This window comes from Allosalinactinospora lopnorensis (assembly GCF_000981225.1).
Classification (GTDB): Bacteria; Actinomycetota; Actinomycetes; order Streptosporangiales; family Streptosporangiaceae; genus Allosalinactinospora; species Allosalinactinospora lopnorensis.
Window position 1 is genome coordinate 1 of sequence record NZ_LAJC01000120.1, and the last position, 8,629, is coordinate 8,629.

At 69.6% G+C, this 8,629-nt stretch carries 9 protein-coding genes and 1 pseudogene; 4 read left to right on the top strand and 6 right to left on the bottom strand.

From position 1 onward, the window contains the following. The 3 genes and pseudogenes from VS93_RS25145 to VS93_RS25155 all read right to left on the bottom strand — a co-directional run. Nucleotides 1–244 (bottom strand): annotated as a pseudogene (locus tag VS93_RS25145) (succinate--CoA ligase subunit alpha); the annotation flags it as partial. Between the two features lie 14 nt (nucleotides 245–258). Then, on the bottom strand, nucleotides 259–1,440 hold the full coding sequence (sucC, locus tag VS93_RS25150; protein ID WP_046472335.1) for an ADP-forming succinate--CoA ligase subunit beta: 1,182 nt from the start codon (nucleotides 1,438–1,440) through the stop codon (nucleotides 259–261). Nucleotides 1,441–1,778: 338 nt separating this feature from the next. Then, nucleotides 1,779–2,195, bottom strand: coding sequence for a cobalamin B12-binding domain-containing protein (locus VS93_RS25155; RefSeq protein ID WP_046472336.1), 417 nt, complete (start codon nucleotides 2,193–2,195; stop codon nucleotides 1,779–1,781). Between the two features lie 150 nt (nucleotides 2,196–2,345). Here VS93_RS25155 and VS93_RS25160 point away from each other — a divergent pair, with 150 nt between their 5' ends. Beyond that, entirely contained in the window at nucleotides 2,346–2,648 is a 303-nt protein-coding gene (locus VS93_RS25160; protein ID WP_046472337.1) for a hypothetical protein, read from the top strand. A 338-nt stretch (nucleotides 2,649–2,986) separates the two neighbouring features. Here VS93_RS25160 and VS93_RS25165 read toward each other — a convergent pair whose 3' ends face one another. Then, a complete protein-coding gene (locus VS93_RS25165; RefSeq protein WP_236700729.1) occupies nucleotides 2,987–3,658 on the bottom strand; it encodes a nitroreductase/quinone reductase family protein in 672 nt (223 codons plus the stop codon). Nucleotides 3,659–4,305: 647 nt separating this feature from the next. Between VS93_RS25165 and VS93_RS25170 the strand changes: the two genes are divergently transcribed. The 3 genes from VS93_RS25170 to VS93_RS25180 all read left to right on the top strand — a co-directional run bounded on the left by VS93_RS25170 (nucleotide 4,306) and on the right by VS93_RS25180 (nucleotide 7,265). After that, nucleotides 4,306–5,064 (top strand): crotonase/enoyl-CoA hydratase family protein, encoded by a 759-nt coding sequence (locus tag VS93_RS25170; protein WP_046472338.1) that lies wholly within the window; start codon nucleotides 4,306–4,308, stop codon nucleotides 5,062–5,064. 138 nt (nucleotides 5,065–5,202) lie between these two features. After that, nucleotides 5,203–6,672: a DNA-3-methyladenine glycosylase 2 family protein gene (locus tag VS93_RS25175; protein WP_046472339.1), complete on the top strand. Its 1,470-nt coding sequence runs from the start codon at nucleotides 5,203–5,205 to the stop codon at nucleotides 6,670–6,672. A gap of 14 nt (nucleotides 6,673–6,686) precedes the next feature. Further along, on the top strand, nucleotides 6,687–7,265 hold the full coding sequence (locus VS93_RS25180; protein ID WP_046472340.1) for a methylated-DNA--[protein]-cysteine S-methyltransferase: 579 nt from the start codon (nucleotides 6,687–6,689) through the stop codon (nucleotides 7,263–7,265). A gap of 52 nt (nucleotides 7,266–7,317) precedes the next feature. Here VS93_RS25180 and VS93_RS25185 read toward each other — a convergent pair whose 3' ends face one another. Together VS93_RS25185 and VS93_RS25190 are read right to left on the bottom strand one after the other, a co-directional pair. Next, nucleotides 7,318–7,695 (bottom strand): hypothetical protein, encoded by a 378-nt coding sequence (locus tag VS93_RS25185; RefSeq protein WP_156185014.1) that lies wholly within the window; start codon nucleotides 7,693–7,695, stop codon nucleotides 7,318–7,320. 311 nt (nucleotides 7,696–8,006) lie between these two features. Continuing rightward, on the bottom strand, nucleotides 8,007–8,540 hold the full coding sequence (locus VS93_RS25190; protein WP_052745994.1) for a pyridoxamine 5'-phosphate oxidase family protein: 534 nt from the start codon (nucleotides 8,538–8,540) through the stop codon (nucleotides 8,007–8,009). Nucleotides 8,541–8,629: the final 89 nt, after the last annotated feature.

The following is an 8,629-nucleotide window of genomic DNA, read 5'->3' on the forward strand; positions in this document are numbered from 1 at the left end:
TGGCCTTCGGCGGAACGAAGATGACGGAGACGTCGGCCCCGGTCTGCTCCATACCCTCGGCCACCGAACCGAACACCGGAACCCGCGCGCCGTCGAAGTCGACGTCCTGGCCGGCCTTGCGCGGGTTGACGCCACCGACGATCTGCGTTCCGGAGGCCAGCATGCGGCGCGTGTGCTTGCTGCCTTCGGAGCCGGTCATGCCCTGGACCAGCACCTTGCTGTCCTTGGTCAGAAAAATAGCCATGTCGCTCTTCGCCTTTACTTCGCGGCCAGTTCGGCGGCCTTGTCGGCGGCGCCGTCCATGGTCTCCAGCTGACGCACCGCCGGGTGGCTGCGGTCGTTCAGGATCTTCCGCCCCACCTCTGCGTTGTTGCCGTCGAGGCGCACCACCAGAGGCTTGCTGACATCGTCGCCGCGGGACTCGAGCAGCTCCAGCGCGGACACGATGCCGTTGGCGACCGCGTCGCAGGCGGTGATCCCGCCGAAGACGTTGACGAACACGCTCTTCACGTCGGGGTCGCCCAGGATGATCTCCAGGCCGTTCGCCATGACCTCGGCCGACGCGCCGCCGCCGATGTCCAGGAAGTTGGCCGGCTTGACACCGCCGTGCGCCTCGCCGGCGTAGGCGACCACGTCCAGCGTGGACATGACCAGGCCCGCACCGTTACCGATGATGCCGACCTGTCCGTCCAGCTTCACGTAGTTGAGGCCCTTCTCCTTCGCCTTGACCTCAAGGGGATCGCCTTCGGCCGCGAAGGCGAGGGATTCGAGGTCCTGCCGGAAGTCGGCGTTCTCGTCCAGCGTGACCTTGCCGTCGAGGGCCACCACGCGGCCGTCGCCGGTCAGGATGAGCGGGTTGACTTCGACGAGCTGGGCGTCCTTGCCGACGAAGCAGTCCCAGAGCTTGGTCACGGCCTCGGTCGCGCCCTGCGCCGCGGCTTCGGGCAGCTTGCCCCGCCTGACGATCTCGGCGGCGACATCGGCCGGAGCACCCTCCAGGGGGTTGACCGCCACCTTGGCAACGGCGTCGGGGTTGGTGGCCGCGACCTCCTCGATCTCCACACCGCCCTCGGCGGAGCAGATCGAGAGGAAGGTCCGGTTCGCCCGGTCGAGCAGGAACGAGAAGTAGTACTCCTCGGCGATGTCGCTGGCCTCTTCGATCAGGACACGGTGGACCGTGTGGCCCTTGATGTCCATGCCGAGAATCTGCGCGGCCAGGTCCCGCGCCTCCGCGGCGTCACCGGCAAGCTTGACGCCGCCGGCCTTACCGCGTCCACCCGTCTTGACCTGTGCTTTGACGACAACGCGTGACTTGCCCGCCGCCGCGAATTCTTCGGCGATGGCACGCGCCTCTTCGGGCGTGCTCGCCACTTTTCCCTGGGGTACCGGGACCCCGTACTCCGCGAAGAGTTCCTTCGCCTGGTATTCGAACAGGTCCACGAGGGTTCGTCCTTGTATCGCTGGCTGTGGTCTTTTGCGGAGGTCGTGTCACTCACGCAGCGGAACCTTGCGGAATCCGGCCGCGTAGGAAGATACGTCGTAAAGCCATCCGCACCATGCGGAAGCTTAGCTCTCCCCGCCCTTGACAACTGACACCGACCCCGTTTTGACCGGTCAAACCGTGCCCTCGACACCGGGACCGCCGGGCCACTGCCAGGAGTTGCGTTGAGAGTCCGTGTGACGGATCACAGTCTTCCTCACAACCGCTCATCGGGGTACACCCGGGCCACGCTTGCAGCCCGTGCCGTGCGCCACTGCCCCGAGAACGGGAGCCGACGCTATCCCGCCGCGTGCACGGCGCGAATGTTCTCGCGGACCCAGTCGGCGATATCGGAGGTGGTGGCACCCGGAGTGAAGATCTTGGCCACGCCCATGCGCTGCAGCTCGGGGATGTCCTCCTCGGGGATGATGCCACCGCCGAAGACCATGACATCGGTGGCGTCGTTCTCCCGCAGCAGCTCCATGACCTTGCCGAAGAGCGTCATGTGCGCGCCGGAGAGGACCGACAGTCCGATGGCGTCGGCGTCCTCCTGCAGGGCCGCGTTCACGATCATCTCCGGCGTCTGGCGCAGCCCGGTGTAGACGACCTCGACTCCGGCGTCACGCAACGCGCGGGCGACCACCTTCACCCCGCGATCATGGCCGTCGAGGCCGGGCTTGGCGATGACGACCCGCACCGCTGAGGACGTACTCATGGTCAGCCCCTTGTCGCTAGCCCCGCGCTGTCCTTGTGGACAGCGCGCGGGTGAGATGCCCCACCCGTGAGCAGACTAACTCAGGCCGGCGTCGCTTGACGCGGCCCACCTCCCCCTTGAACAGAGCGGGAGCCGGGTAGTGGTCCCACCATGACCGACGATCTGGCTCAGCTTGAACAGCTCCCCACGAAAGAACTGCGGGAACGCGCCGTCGCGCTCGCGCGGCACCGGTGGGACGCCCGCTTCTTCTGGCGACTCCTGCGCAGCCTGCCCGCCGCGGAAGCCTCCGTGGGCCACCTGGAGCACAGTGACGCCACTGTCGCCCAGGCTTCCGGCCTGTTCCAGGAGGCCTTCGCAGCAGAGAGCGACCCGGCCGTACAGGAGGCGCTGCGGCCGATCTACATCGACTACCTCACCGCGCACTCCGCGCAGGACAGCGGCCCCGAGGCCTGAGGGCGCCGTGACCGGGTCGACGCCCCGGCCCGCACAGCGCGCGGCGCCGGGAGCACGGCCCTGATCCGGCAGGACGCCTCGGGCGACTGTGGATGTGCGGGACCGCGGATCGTCCCGGCGCCCCACCGCCTCGGCGCGGTCCCGGTCGGTCCCGCGCGTCCACGACCGCTCCGTCAGGGAAGCGAGGCGTCAAGGATCGGGATCAACTGCTCCTCCTCGTAGGTCAGATGGTTCTCGAGCTCCTCGGCGAGCCGCTCGACTTCGGGCAGTACCCGCAGGGCGTCGGCCCCGCCGGCGGAGACGGTCTCCTGCAGGTCGCCGAGGAGGGCCGCGATCTTCTAGTGTTCCCTGCCCAGCCGTTCCAGGGTCGGGGACAGCTCGGGATAGCGCTCGCCCAGGGCGGGGAACATCCCGGCGTCCTCACTGGTGTGGTGGTGATGCAGTCCGCCGCAGAGGGTCAGGCAGTTCACCCGGAGCTGGGCCCCCAGTCCGGGCCCCGACTCGGCGACCTCCCTGCGGATCAGGGCGAGCTCCCGCCGGAAGGCGTCATGGACCAGCCTGAGGGCCGCACCCCACGACGCCGCGTTCGGCGGTCCGGCCGCGACCTGCTGGAGGGCCACCACGGGGATGACGCGCGTCGTCGCGGCCTGATAGGTACTCCATCCGGGGTCGGCCTCGACCGCGCGGGCGAAGGCGCGGTCGCGTTCGGCGCTCTCCAGGGCAACGGCGCGCGCTTCGTAGCTGAAGACGCCGTCCTCGACCGTGACACGCGGATCGGCCAGCAGGTTGTGGAACCAGTCCGGATGCTTCGGGGCACCGCCGGCCGAGGCGATGACCAGGACACGCTCACCGCCGTCGGGCAGGTAGCCGAGCGGGGTCGTGTGCGCGGCGCCGGACTGCGCTCCGGTGGTGGTCAGCAGCAGCAGCCGGGCTCCTTCGAAGGGGCCGCAGACCCGTCCGCCATTGGCGCGGAACTCATCGATGATCTTCTGGTTGAAATCGTTCGGCATTCTCTGTGTTCTTCTCCAGGGCTGAGTGTCCCGCGACCGTTCGCCGGCATGGCACAGAACGGCTTGGTGAGCGGGACGGAATCACCACGGGAGGCTCTCGACCGTGGTGCGGGGAATACGGAAGGCGCACTGAGCACCCGAACAGGGCGGCAGCGGCTCGCGGGATCGGCGGCGACCGGCACCGCCGTGCACGTGGGGGCGTCGCGCGAAGCGCGCGGAAACACAGAGAGGCGGGCCTCGTGCCCGCCCGGCGCTCACGCCGTGGCCGGGTGCCTCACTCGTTCTTGGCCCATGGCCGACCCGGCAGTCACGGTGCTGACTCTAGTTCCGCGGGTGCGCCGAGGCAATGCCGCGCCTCCCGCGAATACCGCCGGGCCCTCCGTTGGGGCGGGATCGGCGGCCCGACCGGGGCGCGGCGACGTCGAGGACCGCCCCGGAGCCGGTGACCGCGGGAATGGTCCGGTCTCGGACGCGGGCCTGACAACCCGGACGGGGTGCCGCTCCAGCTCTCTGAGGCACGGATCGGGGAGCCACCGCGGACCGCGCTATGGCGGTCTGGAACGCTGTTGTCCGGTCGTGAACCCCTGCCCCACGGAACGTTGGCTTAGGCTGGGCCTTCCGGGGAGGCGAGCGAGCAGGGAGTGTCCATGCCCGCTGTCCGAGTCGAACGCGACGGCCCCGTCTCCACTGTCGTGCTGTCCCGCCCTGATGTCCGCAACGCCGTCGACGGGCCCACAGCGGCGGAGCTGGCGCGGGCTTTCCGCACGTTCGACGCCGATCCCGAGGCGTCGGTGGCGGTGCTGTGGGGCGAAGGCGGAGTGTTCTGCTCCGGGGCCGACCTGAAAGCGCAGGCGACAGAGCGGCGGAACCGTATCGAGGAGGACGGCGACGGTCCGATGGGGCCGACCCGGCTGCGGCTGTCCAAACCGGTGATCGCCGCGATCGCCGGTCACGCGGTCGCGGGAGGTCTGGAGCTCGCGCTCTGGTGCGACCTGCGCGTGGTCGAGGAGAGCGCCGAGTTCGGCGTGTTCTGCCGCCGCTGGGGCGTTCCCCTGATCGACGGCGGGACGGTACGGCTGCCCCGGCTGATCGGGCAGAGCCAGGCGATGGACATGATCGTGACCGGGCGGCCCGTGGGCGCCGACGAGGCACTGCGCATGGGCCTGGCCAACCGCGTGGTCCCCGACGGCGAGGCCCGGGCGGCGGCCGACCTGCTCGCCCGGCAGATCGCGTCGTTCCCCCAGACCTGCCTGCGCGAGGACCGCGCTTCCGTTCTGGAACAGCATGGCCGCGGCGAGAAGGACGCCCTGGCCAACGAGTTCCGCCATGGTCTGGCCTCGCTGAAGGAGTCGGCGACCGGCATCACGCGGTTCGTCCAAGGGGAGGGGCGAGGCGGGAGGTTCTGACCCCGCGGGTCGCGCTTCCCTCTGCCGGGACTTTCCGCGAGCCCCAGCGGTGAAATTCCCCTCGAACCGCAGCTGTCCGCGGATCCAGATGTCCGATATTCGCTAGCTCGGGCGGCCTGCGCGCGCGATGATGGGAGTGTGCTTGACGACGACCACCGCTACCTGGCGGTACGCAGCGGCGACGCCCGTTTCGACGGGGTGTTCTACGTCGGGGTGACGAGTACCGGCATCTACTGCCGCCCGAGCTGCCCAGCTATGACACCGAAGCGGGAGAACACCCGGTTCTTCCGCTCCGCCGCCGCGGCACAGGGGGCCGGGTTCCGCGCCTGCAAGCGGTGCCGTCCCGACGTCGCGCCCGGGTCCCCGGAGTGGAACGCCCGAGCCGACGCCGTGGGCCGCGCCATGCGGCTCATCGCGGACGGCGCGGTGGACCGTGACGGCGTGAACGGACTGGCGGCTTCCCTGGGCTACAGCGAACGTCACCTGAACCGGCTGCTGACCGCGGAACTGGGCGCGGGCCCGCTGGCGCTCGCCCGGGCACAGCGGGCGCAGACGGCGCGCATCCTGGTCGAAACGACCGCACTGCCGATGGGCGACATCACGTTCGCCTCGGGATTCTCCAGTATCCGCCAGTTCAACGACACTGTGCGGGAGGTGTTCGGGCTTCCCCCGTCAAAGATGCGTGAACGATCAGCGCACCGGGACGGCGCGGTGGCGCCGGGCGGCACCGCGCTCCGCCTGCCCCTCCGCCCTCCGTGCGACCTGGGGAGCCTGCTCGGTTTCCTGGCCGCGCGGGCGGTGCCCGGGATCGAGGAGTCCACCGGCGGCGTTTACCGCCGGGTGCTCCGGTTGCCGCACGGGAACGGCGTCGCCGAGATAACCGAGGGAGCCGACCCCGGGCACGTGCACTGCCGACTGCACCTGGACGACCTTCGTGACCTGGGCACAGCCGTACAGCGGTGCCGCCGGCTCCTCGATCTGGACACCGATCCTCAGGCCGTCGCCGAGGTACTGGGACGCAGCGAACTCCTCGGCCCTGCCGTGACCGCGATGCCGGGACTGCGCGCCCCCGGCCACGTCGACCCCGCCGAGCTCGCGGTACGCGCGGTCGTCGGCCAGCAGGTGTCCGTCGCAGCGGCCCGGACCATAGCGGGTCGGCTCGTCCAGCGGTACGGGAAACCGCTGACCACCCCCCAAGGGGGGCTTACCCACGTGTTCCCCGGACCGGAAACGCTGGCCGAGGCGGACCTCGAACAACTGCCGGTACCGGCCGCACGCGCGCGGGCGCTGCGGATGCTCATGGGAGCGATCGCCTCCGGCGACATCGATCTCGGCCCGGGGGCCGACCGCGACGAGTGCGAGTCGCGTCTGCTGTCGCTGCCCGGCATCGGCCCGTGGACGGCCGGCTATATCCGCATGCGGGCCCTCGGCGATCCCGACACGTTCCTGCGCGGCGATGGAGGGATTCAACGGGCGCTGCGGCGCTCCGGCCACACGGGGAGCATGGACGGAATCACACGATCGTGGCGCCCTTGGCGCTCCTATGCCACCCACTATCTGTGGGCGACACTCACCGACGGGCCCGGACCATCCGGGCGAGCCCAATGACGGGGAAGCACATAATGGTATCCAGCACCACTGCCCAGGAGACGCTCCCGCTGACCGTCCCGGCGCCGGACGCACTTCCGCCCGTGGAGTTTGCCGAGCCGAACGCCGGGCCGACGCTCTACACCACCCTGCCCTCACCTGTGGGCGAGATGCTGCTCACCGGCGACGGGGAATCCCTGACGGGCCTGTTCATGGTGCCGAAGGAGGGGTGGGGCGCGCAGATCGGTGCCGAGTGGCGCCACGAGCCGGAACGTTTCCGCGACATCGAAGCGCAGCTGCGCGGCTACTTCGCCGGGGAGCTCCGGCGGTTCTCGCTCCGCCTGGCACCGAGCGGCACCCCGTTCCAGTTGCGGGTGTGGCAAACGCTGACCACCATCCCCTACGGGAGGACGGCCAGCTACGGAGCCATCGCCTCCGCCATCGACCAGCCGACGGCCTCGCGGGCCGTGGGGGCGGCCAACGGGCGCAACCCCATCTCGATCATCGTGCCCTGTCACCGCGTCGTCGGCGCCAACGGAACCCTGACCGGTTACTCGGCGGGCCTGCCACGCAAACGGCACCTGCTGGACCTGGAGCGGAGGCGAAGCGTCTGACGGCCACCGGAGGAGCGGAGCGGCGGGACCGGGGGTGGAGCGGGCCCGCCAGTCACGCCACTCTTGCGTGCGGTCTCGGAATGGCGGGTGCGACCTGATCACCACGCGGGTGGAAGCGGCGCCTGACCAGGTCCGGAACTTTTCCCAAGTCTGCCGAGCCGCGCCCGGTGATGACCCTAGCGGCGGTCTCCGGCGAGTCCGCGACGGCCTGGCCGTTCTTCCCCCAGACGAACCACCATGAACTCCCGAGCCACATCGCCACGACGGCGACCCAGCGACCTTCGGGGCCGATGGTGTAGAGGGCCGGGCGATCGGAGTCGGCGAGGGCCACCACGGCGGGCCAGCCCGACTTGTAGATCTCTTCCTGGAGTCGTAAAAGCAGCGATCGGCGGACGGAGCCTATGGGCGAGCCCGGCGGAGACATGGACATCCTGTTCCCCTCGCTGTCGGGGCGTGGCTATATTATCCGCATCAAAAAGCTAACGTTTCGATAACGCGGAAAATCGAGTGTGAGCACCATAGCCATATTCGCGAAGGTCACCGGGCCGCCTGCACACCAGTCCCCGGAACTCGGTTCCATGATGTGATGTCACTGCTGGTCCACGATGGCGCTATCGGTGAAGAACGAACGCCGGCGGGTCGAATCCGCGAAATCCAGGGGGCACTGTCTCAGACAGGAAACCACGCCGACCGGTCCAGCACCAGAGCGCGGCCCCGGTGGGCCGATTCCCGTCGGGTCCCTCAGAAGCGCCAGCGCGTGGGGACGGATGCGTCGGTGGTGGGAAAACCGAACACCGTCGTCGGAACCACCCTGCGGACTTGGTAGGGCGGCGGGCCCGCTGTCGGGGCGCCGTCAGCCCACAGCGCTCCGTCGCGCGCCTCCGGCTGCCACCCGTACTTGGCCGCGTACTCCTCGGCGACACGGCGGATCTCGGCTTCGTCGCTCACCGCCGCCGCCTCGCCCTCGACCACGAGGTCGAGGGTTTCACCACTGGCCGTGATAACGCAGTGCGAGTCGAGTTCGAGGTTCCTGGCCTTCCTGGACTGCTCGTTCGCGCAGAAGTGCACAACGCCGTCGACCACGACAGCCAGCACCGGGACCGCGTGGGGCCGACCGTCCGGGCGTACTGTCGCGAGCCAGTATGTCTGCGCCCTCCGCAGTTCGGAAAGCGCCCGCTCCCACGTCTTCGGCGGCATACCTTCGATGGGGAACACTTCAGAGCTGTCCCATGCCATCGAGTACTCCATGGGCTCGGCCACCGGCTCCTTGTCCACTGTGCCCCCCTCTTCTGGGGACCTTACCCCTTTTCCGCGTCCGTGCAGCGTCGGCACGGGGAGAGCACTGTGAACATGCACCACTGGGT

Coding starts and splice junctions, on each gene's coding strand:
- VS93_RS25155 (WP_046472336.1), bottom strand. CDS start 2,195: ATGAGTACGTCCTCAGCGGTGCGGGTCGTCATCGCCAAGCCCGGCCTC.
- VS93_RS25160 (WP_046472337.1), top strand. CDS start 2,346: ATGACCGACGATCTGGCTCAGCTTGAACAGCTCCCCACGAAAGAACTG.
- VS93_RS25165 (WP_236700729.1), bottom strand. CDS start 3,658: ATGCCGAACGATTTCAACCAGAAGATCATCGATGAGTTCCGCGCCAAT.
- VS93_RS25170 (WP_046472338.1), top strand. CDS start 4,306: ATGCCCGCTGTCCGAGTCGAACGCGACGGCCCCGTCTCCACTGTCGTG.
- VS93_RS25180 (WP_046472340.1), top strand. CDS start 6,687: ATGGTATCCAGCACCACTGCCCAGGAGACGCTCCCGCTGACCGTCCCG.
- VS93_RS25185 (WP_156185014.1), bottom strand. CDS start 7,695: ATGTCCATGTCTCCGCCGGGCTCGCCCATAGGCTCCGTCCGCCGATCG.